At 47.8% G+C, this 22,277-nt stretch carries 25 protein-coding genes; 9 read left to right on the top strand and 16 right to left on the bottom strand.

What is annotated here, in order from left to right; all coding sequences use genetic code 11:
* Window positions 1-48: 48 nt before the first annotated feature.
* On the bottom strand, window positions 49-930 hold the full coding sequence (locus tag HAP68_RS16950) for a LysR family transcriptional regulator (protein WP_003151293.1): 882 nt from the start codon (window positions 928-930) through the stop codon (window positions 49-51).
* 122 nt (window positions 931-1,052) lie between these two features.
* On the opposite strand from HAP68_RS16950, the gene HAP68_RS16945 reads away from it, so the two are divergent.
* Window positions 1,053-1,598: a flavodoxin family protein gene (locus tag HAP68_RS16945; protein WP_024085892.1), complete on the top strand. Its 546-nt coding sequence runs from the start codon at window positions 1,053-1,055 to the stop codon at window positions 1,596-1,598.
* The gene (locus HAP68_RS16940) at window positions 1,595-1,813 is read left to right on the top strand and encodes a hypothetical protein (RefSeq protein WP_014305970.1); all 219 of its coding nucleotides are present in this window, start codon (window positions 1,595-1,597) and stop codon (window positions 1,811-1,813) included. Before HAP68_RS16945 ends, HAP68_RS16940 begins: the two co-directional genes overlap by 4 nt.
* A gap of 26 nt (window positions 1,814-1,839) precedes the next feature.
* Here HAP68_RS16940 and chrA read toward each other — a convergent pair whose 3' ends face one another.
* Genes chrA through chrS form a run of 3 tightly spaced genes read right to left on the bottom strand, consistent with a single transcriptional unit; the run spans window position 1,840 to window position 3,453 of the window.
* Window positions 1,840-2,376: a chromate resistance efflux protein ChrA gene (gene chrA / locus HAP68_RS16935; protein WP_014305969.1), complete on the bottom strand. Its 537-nt coding sequence runs from the start codon at window positions 2,374-2,376 to the stop codon at window positions 1,840-1,842.
* Complete coding sequence (chrB, locus tag HAP68_RS16930) at window positions 2,373-2,963, bottom strand: chromate efflux transporter subunit ChrB (RefSeq protein WP_003151297.1); 591 nt, start codon at window positions 2,961-2,963, stop codon at window positions 2,373-2,375. The genes chrA and chrB overlap by 4 nt, the downstream gene beginning before the upstream one ends.
* A gap of 13 nt (window positions 2,964-2,976) precedes the next feature.
* Window positions 2,977-3,453 (bottom strand): chromate efflux transcriptional regulator ChrS, encoded by a 477-nt coding sequence (gene chrS / locus HAP68_RS16925; protein ID WP_003151298.1) that lies wholly within the window; start codon window positions 3,451-3,453, stop codon window positions 2,977-2,979.
* A gap of 207 nt (window positions 3,454-3,660) precedes the next feature.
* Here chrS and ggt point away from each other — a divergent pair, with 207 nt between their 5' ends.
* Window positions 3,661-5,238 carry a gamma-glutamyltransferase gene (ggt, locus tag HAP68_RS16920; RefSeq protein ID WP_184123322.1) on the top strand — a complete coding sequence of 526 codons (1,578 nt, stop codon included), beginning with the start codon at window positions 3,661-3,663 and terminating at the stop codon, window positions 5,236-5,238.
* 11 nt (window positions 5,239-5,249) lie between these two features.
* Here the strand turns inward: ggt and HAP68_RS16915 are convergent, their stop codons facing one another.
* The 3 genes from HAP68_RS16915 to HAP68_RS16905 form a co-directional block, all read right to left on the bottom strand.
* Window positions 5,250-5,594, bottom strand: coding sequence for a DUF4181 domain-containing protein (locus tag HAP68_RS16915; RefSeq protein WP_014305966.1), 345 nt, complete (start codon window positions 5,592-5,594; stop codon window positions 5,250-5,252).
* 164 nt (window positions 5,595-5,758) lie between these two features.
* Entirely contained in the window at window positions 5,759-6,379 is a 621-nt protein-coding gene (locus HAP68_RS16910) for a flavin reductase family protein (RefSeq protein ID WP_003151304.1), read from the bottom strand.
* Between the two features lie 156 nt (window positions 6,380-6,535).
* Window positions 6,536-7,069 (bottom strand): CotG/ExsB N-terminal domain-containing protein, encoded by a 534-nt coding sequence (locus tag HAP68_RS16905; RefSeq protein ID WP_003151306.1) that lies wholly within the window; start codon window positions 7,067-7,069, stop codon window positions 6,536-6,538.
* Window positions 7,070-7,209: 140 nt separating this feature from the next.
* Between HAP68_RS16905 and HAP68_RS16900 the strand changes: the two genes are divergently transcribed.
* The 3 genes from HAP68_RS16900 to HAP68_RS16890 all read left to right on the top strand — a co-directional run bounded on the left by HAP68_RS16900 (window position 7,210) and on the right by HAP68_RS16890 (window position 10,035).
* Complete coding sequence (locus tag HAP68_RS16900; RefSeq protein ID WP_024085889.1) at window positions 7,210-8,304, top strand: CotH kinase family protein; 1,095 nt, start codon at window positions 7,210-7,212, stop codon at window positions 8,302-8,304.
* Window positions 8,305-8,426: 122 nt separating this feature from the next.
* Window positions 8,427-9,320, top strand: coding sequence for a hypothetical protein (locus HAP68_RS16895; RefSeq protein ID WP_003151310.1), 894 nt, complete (start codon window positions 8,427-8,429; stop codon window positions 9,318-9,320).
* 40 nt (window positions 9,321-9,360) lie between these two features.
* Window positions 9,361-10,035: a hypothetical protein gene (locus tag HAP68_RS16890; RefSeq protein WP_014305963.1), complete on the top strand. Its 675-nt coding sequence runs from the start codon at window positions 9,361-9,363 to the stop codon at window positions 10,033-10,035.
* A 46-nt stretch (window positions 10,036-10,081) separates the two neighbouring features.
* On the opposite strand, the gene HAP68_RS16885 is transcribed toward HAP68_RS16890, so the two are convergent.
* Both HAP68_RS16885 and alsR read right to left on the bottom strand, forming a co-directional pair.
* The gene (locus HAP68_RS16885) at window positions 10,082-11,416 is read right to left on the bottom strand and encodes an arsenic transporter (protein WP_014305962.1); all 1,335 of its coding nucleotides are present in this window, start codon (window positions 11,414-11,416) and stop codon (window positions 10,082-10,084) included.
* A gap of 195 nt (window positions 11,417-11,611) precedes the next feature.
* Complete coding sequence (gene alsR, locus HAP68_RS16880; protein WP_003151316.1) at window positions 11,612-12,520, bottom strand: acetoin biosynthesis transcriptional regulator AlsR; 909 nt, start codon at window positions 12,518-12,520, stop codon at window positions 11,612-11,614.
* Window positions 12,521-12,676: 156 nt separating this feature from the next.
* On the opposite strand from alsR, the gene alsS reads away from it, so the two are divergent.
* The 3 genes from alsS (at window position 12,677) to HAP68_RS16865 (ending at window position 15,844) form a co-directional block, all read left to right on the top strand.
* A complete protein-coding gene (alsS, locus tag HAP68_RS16875; RefSeq protein ID WP_015387606.1) occupies window positions 12,677-14,389 on the top strand; it encodes an acetolactate synthase AlsS in 1,713 nt (570 codons plus the stop codon).
* A gap of 60 nt (window positions 14,390-14,449) precedes the next feature.
* The gene (budA, locus tag HAP68_RS16870) at window positions 14,450-15,217 is read left to right on the top strand and encodes an acetolactate decarboxylase (protein WP_003151318.1); all 768 of its coding nucleotides are present in this window, start codon (window positions 14,450-14,452) and stop codon (window positions 15,215-15,217) included.
* 102 nt (window positions 15,218-15,319) lie between these two features.
* Entirely contained in the window at window positions 15,320-15,844 is a 525-nt protein-coding gene (locus HAP68_RS16865; protein WP_024085888.1) for an NAD(P)H-dependent oxidoreductase, read from the top strand.
* Between the two features lie 124 nt (window positions 15,845-15,968).
* Here the strand turns inward: HAP68_RS16865 and HAP68_RS16860 are convergent, their stop codons facing one another.
* From HAP68_RS16860 to HAP68_RS16830, 7 genes are read right to left on the bottom strand one after another with little or no spacing between them, the layout of a single operon-like run.
* Window positions 15,969-16,502 (bottom strand): SH3 domain-containing protein, encoded by a 534-nt coding sequence (locus tag HAP68_RS16860; protein ID WP_024085887.1) that lies wholly within the window; start codon window positions 16,500-16,502, stop codon window positions 15,969-15,971.
* A gap of 60 nt (window positions 16,503-16,562) precedes the next feature.
* Entirely contained in the window at window positions 16,563-17,480 is a 918-nt protein-coding gene (gene rbsB / locus HAP68_RS16855) for a ribose ABC transporter substrate-binding protein RbsB (RefSeq protein WP_024085886.1), read from the bottom strand.
* Between the two features lie 13 nt (window positions 17,481-17,493).
* The gene (gene rbsC / locus HAP68_RS16850) at window positions 17,494-18,465 is read right to left on the bottom strand and encodes a ribose ABC transporter permease RbsC (RefSeq protein WP_007614200.1); all 972 of its coding nucleotides are present in this window, start codon (window positions 18,463-18,465) and stop codon (window positions 17,494-17,496) included.
* On the bottom strand, window positions 18,455-19,948 hold the full coding sequence (locus HAP68_RS16845) for a sugar ABC transporter ATP-binding protein (RefSeq protein ID WP_024085885.1): 1,494 nt from the start codon (window positions 19,946-19,948) through the stop codon (window positions 18,455-18,457). Before HAP68_RS16845 ends, rbsC begins: the two co-directional genes overlap by 11 nt.
* A gap of 16 nt (window positions 19,949-19,964) precedes the next feature.
* A complete protein-coding gene (gene rbsD / locus HAP68_RS16840; protein ID WP_014305955.1) occupies window positions 19,965-20,360 on the bottom strand; it encodes a D-ribose pyranase in 396 nt (131 codons plus the stop codon).
* Window positions 20,357-21,238 (bottom strand): ribokinase, encoded by an 882-nt coding sequence (rbsK, locus tag HAP68_RS16835; RefSeq protein ID WP_024085884.1) that lies wholly within the window; start codon window positions 21,236-21,238, stop codon window positions 20,357-20,359. The genes rbsD and rbsK overlap by 4 nt, the downstream gene beginning before the upstream one ends.
* Complete coding sequence (locus HAP68_RS16830) at window positions 21,231-22,220, bottom strand: LacI family DNA-binding transcriptional regulator (protein WP_024085883.1); 990 nt, start codon at window positions 22,218-22,220, stop codon at window positions 21,231-21,233. The genes rbsK and HAP68_RS16830 overlap by 8 nt, the downstream gene beginning before the upstream one ends.
* Window positions 22,221-22,277 lie beyond the last annotated feature (57 nt).

Raw genomic sequence — 22,277 nt, 5'->3', positions numbered from 1 at the left:
GCCTGGTGTCTGCTTTATTAAAAACTTTGTCGTCCTTGCAGCAGGTTTTTATTTGAATGTTTTTCGCGTCAAATCGATAAATGCCTTTAATGGCGCAGACATCCACTTGTCCTTATGCCATGCTAGTTGAGTAAAAACGGGGCATTCATTCTGCCAGTTGAGTTCTTTCATCCGTCCTTCGGCAATATCGTCTTTTACTGTCATTTCAGGCAATAGTCCGATTCCGAGTCCGGCCATCACGCATTGTTTGATGGCTTCTATGCTGACGAATTCTAATTTATTAGGGTAGACTCCGGCGTCATGTAAAGTGTTCTCAAAGAGCGTGCGATATGAACAGCCGTCCTCTGTCAGCAGAAGGGTTTCATTTTGAAGATCCTTCAATGTTGCTGGTGAGTCTGCTGGAAAAGGATGGTCATTGGCGGCTACCATTTTGATTTCATCCTGAATCAGAGATTCAACGTGCAGTGCGTCTTCCGACCGATTCACATCCAAAATGAAAGTGATATCAAGCTGGCCCTGCAAGAGCTGTTCTTTCGCTTGTTCGTTGGAAATATACGGTTTGAATATAAGCTTTACTTGAGGAAAAGCCTGTTTGAATTCTTTTATGATAGGCGGAAGGCGGTATGTGCACTGGCTTTCCGTCGCACCGATTTTCAAGGTTCCGGTTGTTTCTCTTGCTTGATTTGCGGCCATTTTTGCTTCTTCTGTTAACGCAATGATCTTCTCCGCATAGGATTTGAACGTTTTGCCGGCTTCTGTCAGGAAAAGCCGCTTGCCCAGCCGTTCAAATAAAGGAGTCCCGATTTCTTCTTCCAGTGATTTGATCTGAGAGGTAACACTTGATTGTGCATAGTTAAGCATCTTGGCGGTTAGGGTGAAGTTTACATGTTCTGCTGCGGTAATAAAGGTGATCAGCTGCTTCAATTCCATTTGATCTCGCCCTTTCTAAATCGGTTTTATCGATTGAAACAATCGAAATAATCATCTGTATTGATTGATGAATCCATTATATGATGAAGAAAATCATTCGTAAACAAAGGAGCAGATGCATCATGAAAATTGCGGTTATTAATGGCGGAACTCGTTCTGGCGGAAATACGGATATTCTTGCGGAGAAGGCTGTTCAAGCATTCGATGCGGAGCACATTCATTTGCGGAAATATCGGATCCGGCCAATTGAAGATCTGCGTCACGCCCAAGGCGGCTTTCGTCCTGTTCAAGATGACTACGATTCTATCATTGAGCTGATATTACCGTGCGATATTCTTGTATTCGCCACCCCAATTTATTGGTTTGGCATGTCAGGGACATTAAAGCTGTTTATTGATCGCTGGTCACAGACGCTGAGAGATCCGAGGTTTCCTGATTTTAAACAGCAAATGTCAGCGAAGCAGGCATATGTAACAGCAGTGGGCGGAGACAACCCTAAACTAAAAGGGCTGCCGCTGATTCAGCAATTTGAACATATTTTTGATTTTATGGGGATGTCCTTTAAAGGCTATGTGCTGGGAGAAGGCAATCGTCCCGGTGATATTCTTCATGATCAACAGGCGCTGTCCGCTGCGAGCCGTTTATTGAAAAGAAGTGATGCGATATGAAGTTGCTGCTGGTTATCTCTGGTATGTTGATTCTTGCACTCTTTCTAGCTTGGAAAGCGCCGACTTCTGTTTGGATACAGGCTGAAACCAATTCGCCTCAGGTTCAGCAATTTGTGAGAATGGCAGGCGCAACGCTGCAAGTCAAGCAAATCATCAAGAGTGATGCAGGCGATGAATCTGTTGTCATATCAAACGGCATTGTGGGGCCAAAATAAAAAAGCACCTGTCCAGGTGCTTTTCTTTATAAATGAGGAATCACAAGCCCTCCATACAAAAACGCCGCGATAATCAGAAAGGCCGGATGCATCTTGAATTTTGTCAAGACAAGGAGGGAAATCCCCGCAATCACTATCGCTTGAACCCAGCCGATCGCTTTGATGCCGTCTGCGCCGATTTGCCAGGTAAGAATGAGCATCATGACGGCGATGACAGGCTGGACGGACAGCGTCATACCTTTGATGACGGGGGATTGGCGGAAGCGCTGAATGATGCGCAAGAGGACGATCAATGCGAGCGCCGACGGTACGACGGTGGCGATCAGCGCAATCAGGAATCCGGGCCATCCGCCTGCGCTGTAGCCGACATACGCCGCGATTTTGGTTGCGATCGGGCCCGGCAATGCGTTCGCAAGTGCGAGCATATTTGAGAATTGATCGTTTGAGAGCCAGCTGTATCTGTTGACGACTTCTTCAAACATCAGCGGGATCGACGCCGGTCCGCCTCCATATCCGAGTACGTTTGCGACAAAAAACGCCATAAATACATAAATCAAGATCATGAGGCCGGCATTCCTTTATCTTTTGAACGTTTCTTTGTGATTTTGTCCTTTAATTTAAAATGAAACGCGCCGTATGCCAAGAAAATGATAATGACAAAGCCGGGATTGATCTGTAACGTTTGCAGGCCGATAAAAGCGATGATAAAAAACAGGATGCCCGTGACCCAGCCGAAACCTTTAAGCGCTTTTTGGCCAAACTCGTACGCCATGATGCCGAGCATGACGGCGATCACCGGTGTTACGGCGCCAATCATGCCGGCAACGATTGCTGAGCGGCTTAAGACATTGACAGCCGCAAACAAGCCCGCCATAGCGAGACATGTAGGCAGAATATGTGCGAGGGTTGCCGCGATTGCGCCTAACGTGCCTTTCAGCTTGAAGCCCAGATACGCAGCCATTTTTGTGGCAATCGGTCCGGGAAGCGCATTAGCGATCGCTAATATTTCTCCGAATTCATCATCATCTATCCATTTGTATTTATTGACGGCTTCATGGCGGATGAGCGGGATCACCGACGGGCCGCCTCCGAATCCGAGAATGCCCGTTCGGACCATCGCCGCCGTAATGTCCCAATAGGGATGTTTCATGGCTATGTCCTCCTTACAGCTTCATGCCCGTTCTGCTTTTATACCGTTTAATCAGCATTTGGCAGTCGACGCTGACGACGCCTTTTTGCGTATAGAGCCGTTTTGTCAAAAACTCTTCCATCTCCTGATCATTTGCGAAAATGCCGTGCATATGCAGCTTGCTCGGTCCGGTCATATGATAAAGGCTTGTCACCGCCGGCTCCTTTTCAAGCTTTAATGCGGTTTCCTCCAAATACTGCGGCTCCACCTCCACGTTAAAAAACACGGACACATGACGGCCGATTTTCGCCGGGTTGATGACAGCGGTGAATTTTTCAATCACACCGGCATCCAGTAAATGCTGAATGCGGTGCTGAACCGCCACTCGCGACAGGTTAACCCGCTTTCCTAAGTCTGTATAGGAAATCCTCCCTTCCTCGTGCAAAATCGAGAGAATCTGTTTATCCGTTTCATCAAGGACAAGATTCGGAATGCTGTACTCATGTTCCAACCGGCTTCACCTTCCTTCATTTGGTGGATATTATTGTATCATGAAATGTTACGGTATGAAGGAGAAATTTTTTTATTGTTTTCGTTACGTAATAACTTAGAATTATTTCTTATCGGAAAGTAAATAGTGTGTGAGCTTTTCTTTCAGGAAGGTGGATGCCGGTGAAGCCGCTTTTTATACTTAGGAAAATTTGTAAAGGGGCTTGCCATGAATACTTCAACCATCGGAACGAAACAAATGGTCGTCAATCCGCATTATCTTGCTTCTCAGGCGGGGGCCGGCATTCTGGAAAAGGGAGGAAACGCGTTTGACGCGGCAGTGGCGGTCAGCGCCTGCCTGGCAGTCGTGTATCCGCATATGACGGGTCTTGGCGGGGATTCATTTTGGCTCACTTACCATAAAGAAACGGGACGAATCAAAGCTTATAACGGGAGCGGCCGTTCAGGGAAGCATGTGACGAGAGACTTGTATCGGGGCAGAGAAGCGATCCCTCTGCGCGGGCCAGAAAGCGCCATAACCGTTCCGGGAATGGCGGACAGCTGGGATGCCGTGCTTTCGGCGTACGGGCGTCTTTCGCTCGCTGAGGTGCTGAAGCCTGCTCTTGATTACGCGGCAAACGGATTTCCGGTGTCCGCCGACCAGTGCGCCCACACAGAACACAATCTCGCTCTTTTAGCCTCGACGCCTTACACCTCGGCCATTTTTACGAGAAACAAAAAAGCGCCCAGGCCCGGTGAACGGTTTGTCCAAAAGGATTTGGCGGACAGCTTGGAGCAGCTTGCCGAGAAAGGCAGAAGCGCTTTTTATGAAGGAGACCTCGCTCAAAGCATCACATCCTTTCTGCAAAACAACGGCAGCCGTCTGACACTTGATGACTTTAAAGCCCACCGCGGCGAGTGGACGAACCCGGTATCCTCTGATTACCGCGGATACCGCATCTATCAGGCTCCGCCGAATTCACAGGGCTTTACAGGCTTAATGACGCTCAATATATTGGAAAACTATGATTTTTCTCAGATTGAACACGGCTCCTTTGACTATTATCATCTGCTGATCGAGGCGCTGAAAAAGAGTTTTCAGCACCGGAATGAAGTGCTGACTGATCCGGCATTTTCTCATATTCCGCTGGATCGGCTGCTTGATAAACGGTATGCAAAGCAGCTGGCGGAAGAAATCGGTGACACGGCTGCGCCGGCGCTAAGCCGTCCGGTCGGAAGCGACACTGCTTATGCCGCCGTCAGAGATGCGGAAGGAAATGCCGTTTCCTTTATACAGAGCCTTTATTTTGAATTCGGGTCAGCCGTTACGGCGGGGAAGACGGGCATTCTGCTGCAAAACCGCGGGTCATTTTTTTCGCTGGATGAATCCCATGTCAATACACTTGAACCCGGCAAGCGGACGTTCCACACTCTCATGCCGGCGATGGCCTGTAAAGAAGGAAAGCCGCACATCCTGTACGGAACCCAGGGAGGAGAAGGCCAGCCGCAAACTCAGACAGCGATGATTACGCGCATCATTGATTACAAAATGGACCCGCAGCAGGCGATCAATGAGCCGCGCTGGGTCTGGGGGCGGACATGGGGAGAGGAGTATGAAGGGCTGAGGGTTGAAAGCAGAATCAGCCCTGAAACGAGAGAAGCCTTAAGGCAGAGCGGCCACCGCGTCGAGACCGTTGGTGATTTTGACGGGCTTATGGGCCATGCGGCAGCGATCGTCATTGATGAAGAAGGCTTTCTCCAAGGCGGGGCCGACCCGCGCGGCGACGGAGCGGCCGCAGGAGTATAGAGCATGATACGCTAACTGATGAAAAAAATAAGCACGCCAAGAGCGGCAGAAAGACCTGCGTAAAACGAATCGTACACATATTGCTTTTCCTCCCGCCGGTGCCGCCATTCCATTAAGCCGCTGCAGCAAAATAGCATGAAAACAACTCCCGCAAATACGTACATTTCATTGAACAAAGTCACCGCTGCGATGCCCGTAATAAGCAGTGTGATTTCGATTAATCGATGTGTGCCGTTTATCGGCTTCTGCTTTTTAACAGCCTTTGGAAAATGAAGAACTTTGACGGCAAATACTTGAAACATAAGGCTGAGCAAAATAAATACGGCTGAAAAAATCAGTAACTGAATGAAATCCATCGTCTCCTCCTAAAAATGTGTCACTCGTTTCATACGGGTGAGGGCCTTGTAAGTTTCAGCATTCTATAAGACATTAGGCTGAGTTTAATGGTAAAAGACTCAAAAAAGACCCCTTTCGAAAGGGGTCTTTTTGACTAGTTTCTTCTATTATAATGGTTCCTGCTTCAGGTCGGGCGGACAAGTGTATATGTCTTCCCGAGTCTGACGTATTCATTCCCCGCGAGCCTTGCCGCAGGCTTCAGCTCATCTGTCCGTATGTAGCCTTTATCGGCGTCATATACTTGGTCATTCAAATGAAAACAAACGACTCTGCCGATGATGAGGTCTGTCGTCGTTTCTCCGCTGTCATTTTGAAACGGAAGATGGCGTTCGAGTATACATTCAAACCTGACTTTTGCTTCTTTTATACCGGGAACGCTGATGCAGGCGCTGTCTGTCACAGAAAGGTCTGTCATGCCAAGTTCACTGACATCAGGATCAAGCCTTGCCGCCGTTTTGTTAATGTCTTCAATAATGGACTCATCACTGACGTGCACCACGAATTCCCGATGAGCGATTGCGTTTCTCGCGGTGTCTTTCTGCCGTCCGTCCGCGCGGCTGACAGAGATGGCCAGAAGCGGCGGTTCTGCGGAGACAACGTTATAGAAACTGAAGGGCGCCGCGTTTACGGCGCCATTGATGGATGACCGCGTCGTGACAAATGCGATCGGCCGGGGAACGACTGTGCCCGAAAGCAATTTGTAGGTGTCTTTTGCGTTCAGTTCGTCTGCTCGTAAGATATGCATGATTTCGGCCGCCTTTCTTTATCGTATGACCTGATTATACAGAAAGAAAATTCGGAAACACAACAAAAGAAAACCGGCTGCATATCTTATCACGTGGCATATATCTGATTGAGGAAAAAGGCTTCCGTTTAGCCGGCAGCCTATTTACAAATGGCGTTACTTGTAGTTTTTCTTTACAACCCAGATGTTCCCGTCTTTCCAGTACTCTGTTTTGCTGCAGTAATCGTCTTTTTTGCAAGGGTCTTTTTTATGAGGACGGTAAGGTTTTTTCTGCGTGCGTTTTTTCTTGCGGCGGCAAGATTTTTTGTGGCTGCGAGATTTTTTGTGAGAACGGCAAGATTTTTTACGGCTGCGAGATTTTTTGTGAGAGCGTCGCGATTTTTTATGGCTGCGAGATTTTTTGTGAGAACGGGATTTTTTATGACTGCGAGATTTTTTGTGAGAACGGGATTTTTTATGGCTGCGAGATTTTTTGTGAGAGCGGCACGATTTTTTATGGCTGCGAGATTTTTTGTGAGAGCGGCACGATTTTTTATGACTGCGAGATTTTTTGTGAGAACGGGATTTTTTATGGCTGCGAGATTTTCTCTTCTTACTGCTTTTTGGTTCTTGGTACAAATAATCTTCCAATCCCTCGGTGCTTGCGGACTTTACTGCTTCTTCGATATCAGAATGGGAATAGTGGCCCATTTTGAAACCTCCTCATGATATATGTTTTAAGGATGCGATCCTTACTACCACATAGTACGCATGAATGAAAAAAGTGTATGTGTGATTCGCTGAGTTTTATATAAATAGCACAGCCTAAATTAATACAGGGAGGGTTACTGATGAAAGACCAATCAACATTGCCTCTATACCAGCTGTTTATTCACCCGAAAGACTTAATGGAGCTGAAAAAAGACATTTGGGATGATGATCCGGTGCCCGCGGTGCTGAGAGTGAATCAAAAACGGCTTGACATTGATCTGGCGTACCGCGGCTCTCATATAAGAGATTTTAAGAAAAAATCGTATCACATCGCTTTTTATTCGCCGAAAACATTTCGCAGGGCGAAAGAGATACATTTAAACGCTGAATACAAAGATCCGTCGATGATGCGGAATAAGCTGTCTCTCGATTTCTTCGCGGAGCTTGGGACGCTGTCACCAAAGGCGAATTTCGTAACCCTGCAAATCAATGGCAGACATGAGGGGGTGTATCTTGAGCTGGAGTCAGTGGATGAATATTTTCTGGCGAAACGGAATTTGGCGGACGGGGCTGTTTTTTACGCGGTTGATGACGACGCCAATTTCTCCCTCGTCAGTGATCTGGAGCGGGATACGAAAACATCGCTCGAACTTGGTTATGAAAAGAAAACGGGAACGAAAGAAGACGATTTATACTTGCAGGACATGATCTATAAAATTAATACCGTGCCGAAGTCAGAGTTCAAGGGGGAGATCGTCAAACACTTGGACGCCGATAAGTATTTGCGGTGGCTTGCGGGCATCGTGTTTACCTCAAACTACGATGGATTTGTTCATAATTACGCTTTGTACCGGAATCATGAAACGGGACTTTTTGAAGTCATTCCGTGGGATTACGATGCGACGTGGGGAAGAGACATTCACGGTGATCGAATGGACGCCGATTATGTCAGAATACAAGGGTTTAATACCTTGACTGCAAGGCTTCTGGATGAACCGTATTTCCGCAAAGCGTACAAACAGCTTTTGGAAGAAACGCTTCAGACCCGGTTTACCATTGAACATATGAAGCCGAAGGTCATGTCACTGTATGAGCAGATCAGGCCGCATGTCGCGAAGGATCCTTATAAGAAAGAGGAGATTGATTGCTTTGACCGGGAGCCTGATGTGATTTGCGAATACATTAAGGAGCGGTCCGCCTTCATCAGCAGTGAGTTAGAGCGGTGGAATATCTGATTTGGAAATGAAGAAAGATTTTTTACAAATAGGCTGGTGAATCAGTTCCCGAAAATAATCGTGATACGTATATATGCATTATGCTTTTTACATTATGAGAAAAATGACTAGGAGGACAATAGATGAAACGCAATACGAAGCGGCATCGGTCTGATGACAACTTTTTGCATGCGATGGAAGGAAAAGTAATTACTGTCTACCGGGGAGGCCCGGAGTCCAAGACAGGGAGATTAGCAGACATCCAATCGGATTATATCGCTCTTCAAGTTGATAATAAAATCGTTTATTATCAATGGAAACACGTGAAAAGTGTGACGGAAAATACGAGTGAAACCGTATCGCCGGCCGAAGCGGCAGAATGTGAAAAAGCTGATGATTTTCAAGATCTGATCAGCCGGATGACCAATCGCACGGTGCAATTGAATCAGGGAGGTCCGGAATCGAAAAGAGGAAAGCTTCACGAAACAGGGGATGATTTTCTCGTGCTGGAAACGGAAGATGACGGAATCGTATATTTTAACGCCGATCATGTCAAAAGCATCAGCGCGGAACAAGAAGAGGACGGCCAGGAGGAGGAGCGCCCGGAATTTGAAATGGCTGATGATTTTCACGGCATATTTAAACGCCTGATCCACAAATGGGTATCCATCAACCGCGGAGGTCCTGAAGCCGTTGAAGGTATACTTGTGGATAATTCCGACGGCCACTACACTCTTGTGAAAGATAAAGAAGTGCTGCGGATCTATCCTTTTCATATCAAGAGCATCAGCGAAGGGGCAAAAGGAGCAGCCAAAAAAGAGGAGAATAAAGACGACGAGAATAAAGGCGGGAAAGAGAGCGCCGAAGAAGAAAAGTCACATGAAGAAGAATCACGCGAAGAGCAGCGTACTTCCTCTAAAAAGTCGAAAAGATCGTCAAGATCCGTTCGATCCTCAAAACGGGAGGAAGAGAACTCTTATAGCTACGCCACTGTATTAAGGACAATAGATTATAGGTGGAAACACGGCCGTAAATGATTGGAAAGATTGTCCGTAAACGCGGGAGAGGGGGAATGAAATGGCTGGATTAAGCAGATTTCTGGATAAACAAGTCGATATTGAGATATCGGGGAATACGACATTTTCAGGAACTCTTTTGGATATCGGTCAGGATATCATTGTGATTCATGACGGCCGGACGTTTCTTTATATTCCGCTGCTGCATCTTCAGAGGATGACATTGACGCTCCCGGACGAAGAGAATAAAGAACCGTACGCAAGAAAAAAAAGTCCGCATCCCGAAAAACAGGAACATTCCTTTTCTTACCGGAATACCCTCCAGCATATAAAAGGCAGATTTACAGAAATTTTCGTTACGGGAGACCGTTCCATTCATGGGTATGTGACAAGTGTTTTAAATGATTATTTTGTTTTCTTCTCTCCGGTTTATAAGACTCTTTTCATCTCGATGCATCATTTGAAATGGCTGACACCCTATTCCGATGAGCAGACGCCGTATACATTAAACAGTTCAGAGCTGCCGGTTGTTCCCGCTAATGTGCCCCTTGTCCGGAATTTTGAGGAGCAATTAAAAAGATATGTCGGGAAGCTGATTATTCTGGATTTAGGAGATATACCGAATAAAGTGGGGCTGTTACAGGACGTCTCAGATAATATTCTTGAATTGACCAATGCAGACGGGGATACTGTCTTTTGGAAATTGAATCATTTAAAAACCATGCACCTGCCATAAATGATAAAACTGCCTCTCTTATACAGCAGGCAGTTTTTTTTCATAGCTAAAGGTAAATCCAGCTGATCCAAACATATAAAACGGTAATGGTAAACACGACGGTGAGAGGGACAACGACAATGGTCGTTTTGATATATTCTGACCAAGAAACTTTTTCGCCGTGCTGTCTGATGATATGCATCCAGATCAGTGTGGCTAATGTCCCGATCGGCAGAAGCAATGATCCGATATCACTGCCGATAATATTAGCCAGATAAATGATTTTTACGGTTAATGGGTCGATGGACATTTCAGTTAATGTCAAAGTGCTGATCATTAAGGCGGGATGGTTATTGAACAAATTAGAGAGGACGGATGTAGCAATGCCCATAATAGATGCAGCGTGGGCAATGCTTTGTGAGACATAAGGCTCAATAGACTGAACAAGCAATGCCGTCAGTCCGATATTATGCAGTCCGTAAATGATAATGTACATCGTGAAGGCAAAAATAAAGATATGCCAAGGCGCTTTCCTTAATAAGTCCGCCGGTCCGATTTTTAAATAAAACCATCTCCAGCAAAGCAGGATGACTGAACTGATGACAGCCACGAGCGAAACGGATATGCCGTTGTAAGAAGCTGCAAACAGACTGATCCGGACAAACAATACAAATACCAAAACACAAAACATGATGTTCGTACGGCTGTTTTTTTGGGACAAGTCTGGCGGAGGCTGAAGCGGATGATATCGTTTGTGTTCCAGCGATTCAAAATGAACCGGAATATCGGGGAGCTGTTTCGGCAAACGGCGGTAGAAAACGGCAAACAGCAGAAAGGCCATAAACACCAGTCCCAGCGTGCCGGGGATAAACATCATATTGGTGTACAAATAAAGGTCCATGCCTATCATTTTGAGAGAAATTAAATTGACGATATTACTGACGCCGATCGGGGTGCTTGCCGCCGTCGCAATTAATACGCCGCTTATTAAATACGGTGTTTTCTGATGTCTTTTAAGTCCGAGATATTGTAAGACCAATAGTAAAATAGGAGTGGTGATTAAGACGCTGCCGTCATTATTCAGAAAGAGCGTCATTGAAAAACAGAGCAGGTTGGTCAGCCAAAAAAGCCGGATGCCTGATCCCTTGGCGCGGTGAAGCAGTTTGGCCGCCGCCCAGTTAAAAAAACCGAAGCTTTCCAGCGCGATCGCCATTATCATTGTGGAGATAATGGTTATTGATGCTCCGGTGACTTTTGACCCTATATCCCCCAAATCATGAAAGGAAACGGTTCCGCATAACAAAACGAGAATGGCGCCCAGCGACGCCGGAACGGCTTCATTTAATCCCCCGGGTCTCCAAAATATAAAAATAATGGTCACAAAGAAAGAAATCAGGGTCAAAATGACGGTAATATGTGTAATGTGTTCTGCCTCCTTTTCGATGGGTCATTGCCGCCCCGTTATTTTTATCCCTCCTGATCAGTTGTACTGTATGTATACGGGTACAGGTCGTAAGGTGTACTGAGCGTTTCTACCAATTTAGTAAAAATCCATAAAAGCACAAAAAAAAGAGGCTGCTTTCGGCGGCCCTCTTTTTTATGCATTTTCCTTATCCGCCTGCAATAAAGCCTGGCGCTTATTCATAATATCCAGAAAATGTTTCAGGATCGGATTTTGATTATCCTTGCGGTAGGCAATGACCCATTCGGCAGTGAGCTGCGCCTGATTAATGCCGCGGTAGGCGACTTCGAGATTAAACAGCTTTTTAGCAGAAGAAGGCACGAAGGTTACACCGATACCGGCACTAACCAATCCGATCACCATTTGATACTCCGTCGCTTCCTGAACGATTTTCGGTTTGAAGCCCGCCTGCTCGCAGTAGTTTACAAACTCCAGGTATAAAGTCGGCCATGTTTCTTTCGACAGTGTGATAATCGGTTCATTTTTTAAATCCTGAATGTCGATTGTCTGTTTAGCGGTAAGCGGGTGCTGCTTCGGCAAAGCCAGAATGCACGGGCTGCTCTGCACCTTTTCCATATGTAACGCGGAATGCTGTAAAGGCGGATGAAGGATGCCGATATCAATGTTCCCCTTCAGAAGTTCTTCCTGCTGTCTGAAAGAAGAAATTTCACGCAGATCAAGCTTGACGGAGGGGAATTTTTCGCGGAATTCCCGAATGATCGGCGGCAGAAATTCATATGTGGCCGAGCCGACAAAACCGACGACAAGGCGGCCGAGCTCTCCCCGCGCCGTTCTCTGCGCCATTTCAATCGCTTTGTCTATTTCTTCGATCGCGTTTCTGCTGTGTTTTAAAAAACTTTCTCCGGCAGCTGAAAGCTCTACAACCCGTTTCGTGCGCTTTAATAAGGTCACGCCGACTTCCTTCTCAAGCTGTTTGATCTGCTGGCTGAGAGGCGGCTGTGTCATATTTAACCGAAGCGCAGCTTTGCCGAAATGAAGTTCTTCGGCAACGGCAATAAAGTATTGAAGATGGCGAAGCTCCATCCTTATCCATTCCTTTCTCTTTGTTAATTATTCGTGAAACATATTAATCATACGGCGAATTGATATTGGAGGTCAATTTCCAAAGAGTGTATAGTGAATAATATCACAAATTACTTAAAATTTTATATTTAATATGCATAATAAGGAGTGAGGGTGTTGGCAAAAGCAACAAATGAACTAAAAACCTCTGAAAAAAATCGGGGGGCGGAGCTTGTTGTTGATTGCTTAGTGGAGCAAGGTGTCACACATGTTTTTGGCATTCCGGGTGCAAAAATTGATGCAGTATTTGATGCGTTAAAAGATAAAGGACCTGAACTGGTTTTATGCCGTCACGAACAGAACGCTGCATTTATGGCTGCGGCTGTCGGAAGACTGACTGGAAAACCAGGCGTTTGTCTCGTTACTTCAGGCCCGGGGGCATCCAACTTGGCGACCGGCTTGTTAACGGCTAATACAGAAGGTGATCCGGTAGTGGCGCTGGCGGGTAACGTAATTCGCGCAGACCGGTTAAAACGGACACACCAATCATTGGACAATGCGGCGCTATTTCAGCCGATTACAAAATACAGTGTAGAAGTACAGGAAACAGGGAATATACCAGAAGCGGTAACAAACGCCTTCAGGGCAGCGTCAGCAGGTCAGGCAGGCGCGGCTTTTGTGAGCTTTCCGCAGGATGTTGTGAATGAAATCACAAATGTGAAAAACGTACGCAGCGTGCCGGCGCCGAAACAAGGCCCTGCACCGGAAGAGGCGGTCAGCGCGGCTATCGCGAAAATCCAGACGGCGAAACTTCCCGTTCTGTTAGTCGGCATGAAAGGCGGAAGACCGGAAGCGGTAAAACAAATCCGCAAACTGCTTGCCAAAACAAAACTGCCTTTCGTAGAAACGTACCAAGGGGCCGGCACATTGTCCAGAGAGCTGGAAGACCAATATTTCGGCCGGATCGGACTGTTCCGCAACCAGCCGGGCGATCTTCTGCTTGAACAGGCGGATGTCGTATTAACGATCGGTTATGATCCGATTGAATACGATCCGAAGTTCTGGAACGTAAACGGTGACCGTGCTATTATCCATCTTGACGAAATCCAGGCCGATATCGATCATGCCTATCAGCCGGAATTAGAATTATTAGGCGATATCCCCGCTACGGTTAAACAAATTGAACACGACGCTGTGACATTTGATATGGGCAGCCGTGAAAAAGAAGTGCTGAGCGAGTTAAAACAGATGCTCACAGACAGCGAGAAGGCGCCAAGCGATCATAAATCCGACAGAGTGCATCCTCTGCAAATCGTCCAAGAACTCCGCAATGCAATTGATGACGACGTAACCGTCACTTGCGATATCGGTTCTCACGCGATCTGGATGTCCCGCTACTTCCGCGCTTATGAGCCGCTGAAGCTGTTGATCAGCAACGGCATGCAGACATTGGGCGTAGCGCTTCCTTGGGCGATTGCCGCCACATTGGTGAATCCGGGTGAAAAAGTCGTATCCGTTTCAGGAGACGGAGGATTCCTGTTCTCTGCAATGGAATTGGAAACGGCAGTCCGCTTAAAAGCGCCGATCGTTCACCTTGTATGGAATGACAGCACATATGATATGGTCGCATTCCAGCAAATGAAAAAATATAACCGTACATCATGCGTAGATTTCGGAAACATTGACATCGTAAAATATGCAGAAAGCTTCGGCGCCACCGGCTTGCGCGTTGAGTCACCGGAACAGCTGGCAGACGTGCTGCAAAAAGGCTTGAACACAGAAGGCCCTGTCATCATTGACATTCCTGTCGATTACAGTGACAATGTCCATTTATCAAGCGACATGCTTCCGAAGCAATTCAAAGAAAAAATGAAAGCAAAAGCTCTCTAGCACTCTGCGCACCATGACCTGTTTTCTAAAACAGCCCAATTTAAAAGGAGTGAAGGGAATATGAAAAACGCAAGCGACATCCATATGATGAGCCGCGGAGAAAAAGGCTCACCTGAGGATCAGATCTATCAAGTATCCACCATGACATCTCTGCTGGACGGAGTATATGACGGAGATTTTGATATGGCTGACATTCCGAAGTTCGGTGATTTCGGGATCGGCACGTTCAATAAACTGGACGGCGAATTAATCGGATTTGACGGCGAATTTTACCGTCTGCGCGGCGACGGAACGGCTACGCCTGTTAAAGGCGGAGACCTGTCACCATTCTGCTCATTCACATTTTTCACGCCGGACATGACGCATACGATCGACGGCGAAATGACCCGTGAAGAATTCGAGCAGGAAATCGCCAGCCTTCTGCCTAGTAAAAACTTATTTTATGCGATCCGTTTAGACGGCGTATTTAAAAAGGTGCAGACAAGAACGGTAGAACGCCAGGAGAAACCGTACGTTCCGATGATTGAAGCGGTGAAAACACAGCCTGTGTTCAACTTTGACGACATTCAGGGTACAATCGCCGGCTTCTGGACGCCGGGTTACGCAAACGGCATCGCTGTTTCCGGATATCACCTGCACTTCATTGATGAAGGACGCAATTCCGGGGGACACGTGTTTGACTATGTCATTAAAGATTGTAAAGTGACCATTTCTCAAAAAATGAATATGAACCTCAAGCTTCCGAATACGGCGGACTTTTTCAACGCAAATTTAGATAATCCGAATTTTGCGAAGGATATTGAAACAACCGAAGGAAGCCCGGAATAAAATAAAAAAGAAAGCCTCATTTTTCTCGGGGGCTTTCTTTTTATTTGGCTGAACCGGCAAAGATTAGGTAAAATACAGTCAAAAGGGAAAGGTGTGGTAGCTGTGAAAGTATTGGTATTAGCGGTTCATCCTGACATGGACAACTCAGCGGTCAATAAGGCGTGGACAGAAGAATTAAAAAATCATGATGACATCACGGTCCGTGAGCTTTATAAAGAATATCCGGACGGGAAAATAGATGGGGAAAAGGAACGGCAGCTGTGTGAACAGTATGACCGGATCGTATTTCAATTCCCGCTGTACTGGTACAGTGCGCCTCCGTTTTTAAAAACATGGATGGATCATGTGCTGGCGTATGGCTGGGCTTACGGTTCCAAAGGAAAGGCGCTGCACGGCAAAGAATTGCTGCTGGCTGTTTCTGTAGGTGCCGGAGAGGATGCATATCAGGCAGGCGGGTCCAACCATTTTTCACTGAGCGAGCTCTTAAGGCCGTTTCAGGCAATGGCTAATTTTACGGGAATGACCTATTTGCCGGCTTTCGCGATGTACGGTGTAAGCAGCGCCGATGCTGCGGCTATCCGTGACAATGCCAAACGCCTGGCGGATTACATAAAGAAGCCATTTTAGAGTCGTATGCATTCATCTTCATCCGACAATATTTCCTGAGAAATATTTCGAACCCTAGACGTTTCTGACTGCTCAAGAAAGAAAAAACGGATTTCGCGCTGAATTTGCGAAATCCGTTTTGATATTATGTCAGTTTTTGCAGATCTTTTGTGCTGATATATCCCGTTGCGCCCCCGTAATCGACAAGCGCCCAGCCGAAATCAATGCCGCCGCCGGCTGTCTTTTTCCATCCGAGGAAAGAAACGCTCGTGTTTTTGGCAAGGGAAGCTTTGACCGCTTGTTTGTCTGTATATACTTTTGTTTTTGCCGTCGTTTTTACGGTTGTTGCTTCTTTAACAATATAATGAGTAGATACAAATCCTGTTTTTCCGTTTTTATAATGTACTTTTGCCCAGTCAGCGTTCTGGAATGAAACGATCTTTAAGCTGTCGCCTAAATGAAGGGTATCAGCTCTCGGACTGGCTGCTGATGCTTTTGTTCTCACGTTCAATGCTTCCGCGGAAACGAGATAAGAGTCAAGCGGGTAGCTGTACAGATCGTCAATTTTGACCGCTTCTTGCGCGTGTGTCTCGGGAAGAGGCGTTATTCCGGCAGCTGAAGCCGCTGATATTCCCGCTGCAAGGGTCAGAATGGATGCCGCTTTGGCTGTTTTCTTCATCTGTATCTCTCCTTTTACTTCATCCTTTCACGTTTTACCGGAAGTCTAAACATCAGCCGGTTATTTTTGCGTTTGAAGTTTCAATGGAGCGGAAATGGTTTTTTTGACTTTTTCTCCTTTGAGCACCTGCTCCGCCGCTTCGGCCGCCAGTTTTCCGATCAGCTCCGGCTGCTGGGCGACCGTGGCTGTCAGCTTCCCGCTTTTAATGGAAGAAATCGCATCTTTATTTCCGTCGAAACCGACGACCAAAATGTGTTTGCCCGAGCTGTTAATCGCTTCGAGCGCCCCGAGTGCCATTTCATCATTATGGGCGAACACGGCTTTGATATCCGGATGTCCCTGCAGCAGGTTTTCCATGACGGTCAATCCTTTTGTACGGTCAAAATCTGCCGCTTGTTTTGTAACGACATCCAGCTTTTTGTCGGCAATATGATGAAAGCCCGTTCCGCGTTCCCGTGTCGCGGATGCGCCCGGCACCCCTTGCAATTCAGCCACTTTGGCGCCTTTTCCGAGCTGATCGGCGAGGTAGTCAGCCGCCATTTCTCCTCCTTTGACATTGTCAGAGGCGACAAGCGTTTCGACTTTGCCGTGTTCGGCTGAACGATCCAGCGCAATGACGGGAATGCCGAGGGAATTTGCCGATTCGACGGCTGTTGAAATCGCTGATGAATCGGTCGGATTGATCAGCAGCGCATCGACTCCCTGCTGGATCAAATCTTCTACGTCATTTGACTGTTTAGATGAATCATTTTGGGCATCGACAATAATGACCTTCATGCCCCGTTTTTTGGCTTCCTTTACAACGCCTTCTTTTAATGAAACGAAGAACGGATTGTTTAATGTGGAGACGGAGAGCCCGATAGTGAATTCTTTTTTATGTTTTGTGTTTGACGGTTTTGCCCATTGCGGCGGTTCAAGTGAACAGGCGGACAGCAAAAACAGTGATAATGCCGCGATCGTGATGATGGCTTTCTTCATAATGGTCCTCCTACTATGCCGATTTTTTGCGGTCCAGCAGCACCGCGATTAAAATGACGATTCCTTTGACGACAAGCTGATAAAACGATGATACGCCGAGAAGGTTCAAGCCGTTGTTCAGCGTACCGATAATCAAAACCCCGATCAGCGTACCGATGATGCGCCCTCGACCGCCGGACAGGCTCGTTCCGCCGAGAACGACCGCTGCGATGGCGTCCAGCTCGTATGATTCTCCGGCCGTCGGCTGTGCGGAATTTAAGCGTGATGTCAGAATCGCTCCCGCCAGCGCCGATAATAAACCTGTCAGAGAATAGATCATGATCTTGATGCGGGGCACTTTGATTCCCGATATCAGCGCCGCTTTCTCATTGCCGCCGATGGCGTATGTCCGGCGGCCGAACGGTGTTTTGTGCAGAAGAACCCACAGGGCCGCAAATGCAATCAGCATCGTAATGGCAGGTACGGGGATGCCGAGAAAATAACCGCGCCCGAATAATTGAAATGCGTAATTTGAACCGAGCCCCGTAATCGGATTTCCGTCCGTATAGACGAGGGTCAGTCCGCGAAAGACGGTCATTGTCGCCAAAGTGGCGATGAACGGCGCCATTTTTCCTTTTGTGATTAATAATCCGTTTATCATGCCGAGTACGGCGCCGATCACGCAGCCGATGATGACGGCTAAGATCGGATCGATGCCTGATACCATCATACCTGCGACCAATGCGCTCGATAAGGCGAGGATGGCTCCGACAGAGAGATCAATGCCTCCCGTTAAAATGACAAACGTCATTCCGAAGGCAATCAGAGCGTTAATCGCAACCTGCCGAAGAAGATTGAGAATATTGAGAGGTTCAAGAAAACTCGGGTTTAAAACGGAAACGATCAGCACAAGAATCAGTAAGCCGAGAAACGGACCGAGTTTTTGCGTGAAGGTATGAATGGAAAATCGCTTTTGTTCAGTTGATGTTATTGGTTCAGTTTTCATACTGCTGCCCTCCCGTGGCAAGTGTCATGATGTGTTCTTGTGTTGCATCTGCCGCATTGATTTCTCCGCTGATGCGCCCTTCGTGGACGACGATGATTCTGTCACTCATGCCGAGAATTTCCGGCAGCTCGGAAGAAACCATGATGATGGCGACTCCGCGATCGGTCAGTTCATTCATTAATGAATAGATTTCCCTTTTCGCGCCTACGTCGACGCCTCTTGTCGGTTCATCAAGGATGAGGACTTTCGGGCCGATTCCGATCCATTTGGCGATGACGACTTTTTGCTGATTTCCTCCTGATAAATGCCGGGCGGCGGTTTCCGGAGATGCAGTCTTAATGGTCAGACGCTTGATGAGCAGCTCAACGAACTCCGCCTCGCGTTTTCGGTCAATGATGCCTTTCGGAGAGAAGCTGGTCAGGTTCGGCAATGAGATATTTTCACGAATGGACGTATCCAGCAGCAGCCCTTCATCTTTGCGGTTCTCCGTAATCAGGCCGAGTCCCTTGCGGATGGCATCGTACGGACCCCGAATGCCGGTTTTTCGGCCGGAAATCCAGATCTCGCCGGAATCGAGCCGGTCAATTCCGAACAGCGCCCTCATGATTTCTGTCCGTCCGGCACCCATTAAGCCGGAAACGCCGAGGATTTCTCCGGCGCTCACATGGAAACTGATCTGTGAAAAGCTTCCTTTTTTTGAGGCGTTTTTCACTTCGAGCACCTTATCGCCGAGTGACGGCGTGCGGGTCGGATACCGATCGGTCAGCTCCCGCCCGACCATTTTTTTGACCACTTCATCAAAATGAGTATCTTTCATATGCGCCGTATCGACAGTGAGGCCGTCCCGCATAATGGTGATCCGGTCGCAAATTGAAAATATCTCTTCCATTCGGTGAGAAATATAGACAATGGATACGCCGTCCCGCTTTAACGCCGTCATCACGTCAAACAGTTTGCTGATTTCCCGTTCGGTCAGCGCCGCGGTCGGTTCGTCCATAATAATGACTTCGGCGTTTGTCATCAGCGCTTTGGCAATCTCAATCATTTGCTGCTGGCCGACGGAACATTGTCCGGCTTCCCGGTCAAGAGGAAGAGAGACTCCCAGTTTTTCAAGCTGTGATTTTGCTAGCGCTTTCATTTTCTTCGTTTCCAAAACGCCGAACGCCGTCGTCAGCTCTTTGCCGATAAAAAGATTTTCAAGCACCGTCATGTCCGGCCATATATTCAGTTCCTGATGGATAAAGGCGATTCCGTGCTTTTCGGCTTCCTTTGGATTGGAGAAATTCATATTTGTTCCGTTTATCGTAATGTTTCCCTTGTCGAGCCGGTAGAGCCCGGTGAGCAGATTCATTAACGTCGATTTGCCCGCTCCGTTTTCTCCCATTAAAGCGTGGATTTCTCCCGGCAGAAGCTCAAATGAGACGCCGGATAGCACTTGGTTTTTGCCGAATGCTTTATGAATGTCTGTCATGCCGATGTGCATGCTGGATCCCTTCTTTCTAGAAAATCACACCCGCCTGCAGGATGCAGTTGGCGTATGGTGTCATTTCACCCGTTCGGATGACGGCTTTTGCTTTCTGTGTGAGCCGTTTGAATTCCGAGTGGGACATGTACTCGATCGTCTGCGCTGAGAAATGGCTTTCTATGAAACTTGCATTCTCAGGATTTTCGTCTTTGATCTCGGAGGCGGCCATCACCTTTTCGACGGCCATCTCCCCGGCTACCAGGCTGGTCACATCCCGAAAGGCGGGAATGCCCGCCGTTAAGGACAAATCAATTTTAGGGACGCCGTCAGGGACGGGGAGACCCGCATCGGCGATCGCGATGAGGTCTGTATGCCCGAGATCGGCTAATACTTTGGCAATGTGGCTGTTTAACATTCCGTGTTTTTTCATGACAGCAGCTCCTCAACTTCTTTTCTGACCGGCATCCCGCCTTGGGCGCCGAAGTGCTGCACGGACAGGGAGGCGGCGCGGTTGGCGAACTGGAGCGCTTGCTCGATGTCCCGTCCTTCCGCGAGTGCGACGGCAAGTGCCGCATTAAAGGTATCGCCGGCACCCGTCGTGTCGACCGCTTCTGCAGGGAAGCCGGGAACAAGCCGTTCCGCGGTGCCGTCTGAGTAGCGTACGCCTTGTTTTCCTTCGGTAATGAACAGTTTGCCGGGATAGCCGGCGAGCGCTTCTTCTTTCGTCCGGTCAGGAAATAAAATGGATGCTTCATGTTCGTTCGGCGTAAGATATGCGGCATTCTCAATCGTCGATTGTTTCAGCGGGCGGGCCGGCGCGGGATTCAGGATAACCGGAATTTGCTGCGCGCGGCAGTAGCTGCACACTTCTTCAACGGTTTCTTCAGGAATCTCCTGCTGGATCAGCACGATATCAATGCCGGGAAGTTTTGCCAGCGCACTTTTGGCATAATCGGGTGAGATGTCATCGTTTGCACCTTTTACGACGACGATGCTGTTGTCTCCTTCTGCGAGCACAATATGAGCCGTTCCGCTTTTTTTATGTGTAACCGTTTCCATATAGTCCGTATTGACACCGTTTGCCTTCAGGTTTTCAATAATCGCTTTTCCGTAGCTGTCACTGCCAGCTTTTCCCACCATATATACGTTCGCGCCAAGGCGGGAAGCGGCTACGGCCTGGTTTGCGCCTTTTCCCCCGGGCACGGTTTGAAAGTCTGTGCCCAGTACGGTTTCTCCGGCTTTCGGACGCCGTTCGGATGTGACGACCAGATCCATAGAACAGCTTCCGATAACACAAATTTCACTCATGGTGATCATCCTTTCTCGTCGTTTGTCTTCTTATATAAGTCACAGGCAGTTGAATGGCCGTCTCTTTCGGCGGCTCTTTCTTTATCAATTGCAGCAGCAGGTTTGCCGCTTGTTTTCCCATCTCATATGCAGGCTGGCGGATGGTTGAAAGCGGCGGAAACAAAAGCCTGCTCTGCGGAATATCGTCGTATCCGATGATCTGAATCTCCTCCGGAACTTTTTTACCGAGCCGCAGCGCCTCATGGAGGACGGCAGCCGCCGCAATATCGTTGCTGGCAATGACTCCGTCGGTTTCGGGGTATGCTGCAAACAATTTTTCTGCTAAAACGGCGGCATCCTTGATAGAAAATGAAGCGGCGGAGATGACATTGAACTGCGCGCCCGCTTTATACAGCACATCAAGTGCGCCGTTAAAACGTTCCTGAGCGGTCGGAAGGTGGCCTGGGCCTTTGACAAGCGTGATGCTTGTGCTTTTGCCGCGAAGCATTTCCTCAGCCGCCCGTTTTCCGCCTGCCCGCCCGTCACTGAATACGGATGGGGCGCCTTCTTTTGTCCGGTCCAGAAATACGACCGGGTAAAGGCTGCCGCTGTATTCGGGAAGGTCGGGGTAATGGGTGGCCGCCAAAATACCGGCAACTTGATTTTGTTTAAATGTTTGCAGGTAGTCGAGTTCTTTTTCCAATTCTTCATCGCTGTTGCCGATGATCAGTCGGTATCCTTCCCGCTGCAGCTCGTCTTCAGCGCCGCGGGCAAGCTGCGGGAAAAAGGGGTTCGTAATATCCGGAAGCAAAAGCCCGACCAGTCTGGATTCTCTTTTATAAAGAGAGCGGGCAACTTCATTCGGATAATAATTCAGCTTCTCCATGGCAAGCATGACCTTCGTTCGTGTATCTTCATGGACGTAGCCGTTGTCATTGAGGACACGCGAGACCGTGGCAACAGAGACGCCGGCAGCGCCTGCGACATCTTTAATCGTTGCCAACAAACACTCCCCCTTCATTTATGTAACCGTTTACACAAAAAGAGTACCACGAATCAT

Origin of the sequence: Bacillus sp. Bvel1 (genome assembly GCF_014872755.1) — a bacterium.
GTDB lineage: Bacteria > Bacillota > Bacilli > Bacillales > Bacillaceae > Bacillus > Bacillus velezensis.
The sequence above is the reverse complement of the archived record's forward strand: the minus strand, read 5'-3'. Positions and strand labels throughout refer to the sequence as shown.

Coding starts and splice junctions, on each gene's coding strand:
- HAP68_RS16950 (WP_003151293.1), bottom strand. CDS start 930: ATGGAATTGAAGCAGCTGATCACCTTTATTACCGCAGCAGAACATGTA.
- HAP68_RS16945 (WP_024085892.1), top strand. CDS start 1,053: ATGAAAATTGCGGTTATTAATGGCGGAACTCGTTCTGGCGGAAATACG.
- HAP68_RS16940 (WP_014305970.1), top strand. CDS start 1,595: ATGAAGTTGCTGCTGGTTATCTCTGGTATGTTGATTCTTGCACTCTTT.
- chrA (WP_014305969.1), bottom strand. CDS start 2,376: ATGATCTTGATTTATGTATTTATGGCGTTTTTTGTCGCAAACGTACTC.
- chrB (WP_003151297.1), bottom strand. CDS start 2,963: ATGAAACATCCCTATTGGGACATTACGGCGGCGATGGTCCGAACGGGC.
- ggt (WP_184123322.1), top strand. CDS start 3,661: ATGAATACTTCAACCATCGGAACGAAACAAATGGTCGTCAATCCGCAT.
- HAP68_RS16915 (WP_014305966.1), bottom strand. CDS start 5,594: ATGGATTTCATTCAGTTACTGATTTTTTCAGCCGTATTTATTTTGCTC.
- HAP68_RS16910 (WP_003151304.1), bottom strand. CDS start 6,379: ATGCATATCTTACGAGCAGACGAACTGAACGCAAAAGACACCTACAAA.
- HAP68_RS16905 (WP_003151306.1), bottom strand. CDS start 7,069: ATGGGCCACTATTCCCATTCTGATATCGAAGAAGCAGTAAAGTCCGCA.
- HAP68_RS16900 (WP_024085889.1), top strand. CDS start 7,210: ATGAAAGACCAATCAACATTGCCTCTATACCAGCTGTTTATTCACCCG.
- HAP68_RS16895 (WP_003151310.1), top strand. CDS start 8,427: ATGAAACGCAATACGAAGCGGCATCGGTCTGATGACAACTTTTTGCAT.
- HAP68_RS16890 (WP_014305963.1), top strand. CDS start 9,361: ATGGCTGGATTAAGCAGATTTCTGGATAAACAAGTCGATATTGAGATA.
- alsR (WP_003151316.1), bottom strand. CDS start 12,520: ATGGAGCTTCGCCATCTTCAATACTTTATTGCCGTTGCCGAAGAACTT.
- budA (WP_003151318.1), top strand. CDS start 14,450: ATGAAAAACGCAAGCGACATCCATATGATGAGCCGCGGAGAAAAAGGC.
- HAP68_RS16860 (WP_024085887.1), bottom strand. CDS start 16,502: ATGAAGAAAACAGCCAAAGCGGCATCCATTCTGACCCTTGCAGCGGGA.
- rbsB (WP_024085886.1), bottom strand. CDS start 17,480: ATGAAGAAAGCCATCATCACGATCGCGGCATTATCACTGTTTTTGCTG.
- rbsC (WP_007614200.1), bottom strand. CDS start 18,465: ATGAAAACTGAACCAATAACATCAACTGAACAAAAGCGATTTTCCATT.
- HAP68_RS16845 (WP_024085885.1), bottom strand. CDS start 19,948: ATGCACATCGGCATGACAGACATTCATAAAGCATTCGGCAAAAACCAA.
- rbsD (WP_014305955.1), bottom strand. CDS start 20,360: ATGAAAAAACACGGAATGTTAAACAGCCACATTGCCAAAGTATTAGCC.
- rbsK (WP_024085884.1), bottom strand. CDS start 21,238: ATGAGTGAAATTTGTGTTATCGGAAGCTGTTCTATGGATCTGGTCGTC.